2 protein-coding genes are annotated in these 517 nt (G+C 75.0%); one reads left to right on the top strand and one right to left on the bottom strand.

Going from position 1 to position 517, the window contains the following annotated elements; translation table 11 throughout:
- The first annotated feature begins 7 nt into the window (after positions 1-7).
- A complete protein-coding gene (locus ABD323_RS46250; RefSeq protein WP_486327205.1) occupies positions 8-148 on the top strand; it encodes a hypothetical protein in 141 nt (46 codons plus the stop codon).
- Here ABD323_RS46250 and ABD323_RS45440 read toward each other — a convergent pair.
- On the bottom strand, positions 135-517 hold a 383-nt coding region (locus ABD323_RS45440), incomplete at its 5' end, for a phosphatase PAP2 family protein (protein ID WP_344447782.1). The genes ABD323_RS46250 and ABD323_RS45440 overlap by 14 nt on opposite strands.

Below are 517 nucleotides of genomic sequence, written 5' to 3'. Positions count from 1 at the left end.
GGCCGACCTGCCCCAGCTGGAGGACGTGGTCGGCCGCCATCTGGTCCGCTTCGGCGCCCGCGACGAGCTAGTGGTCGAGTGGCACCGGGACAGCGGCGAAGCCGGTCTGGTGCACCGCAACGAGGAGGACCCCGCTAGCGGCGAGTGAGGCGAGTGAGCAGCAGCCGCAGGCCCCAGAGCAGCACCCCGGCCAGGCACCAGCTGGCCAGCACGTCCAGCAGCCAGTGGTAGTCGCCCCACCCCAGCCCGGCCCCGACCCCCAGGCAGACCAGCGCGGCCAGCCCGTACAGCCGCTCCCGGGCCGTCCGGCCGAGCGTCCGGCCGAGCAGCAGAGCCGCCGTCCCGTACGCGATCGCCGAGGTGGCGGTGTGCCCGGACGGGTACCAGCCGAGCTGCTCGGGGGAGAGCGGGAAGCCGAACGGGCCCGGCCGGGCGAACCAGGTCTTGCTGGCGCCGATCAGCAGCGGCACCAGCAACCCGGCCAGGACCGCGACCGGCACCGGGTACCACCAGCGGG

Source organism: Kitasatospora nipponensis (assembly GCF_039528135.1).
Lineage (GTDB): Bacteria > Actinomycetota > Actinomycetes > Streptomycetales > Streptomycetaceae > Kitasatospora > Kitasatospora nipponensis.
This window is presented reverse-complemented; position numbering and strand designations above follow the sequence as displayed.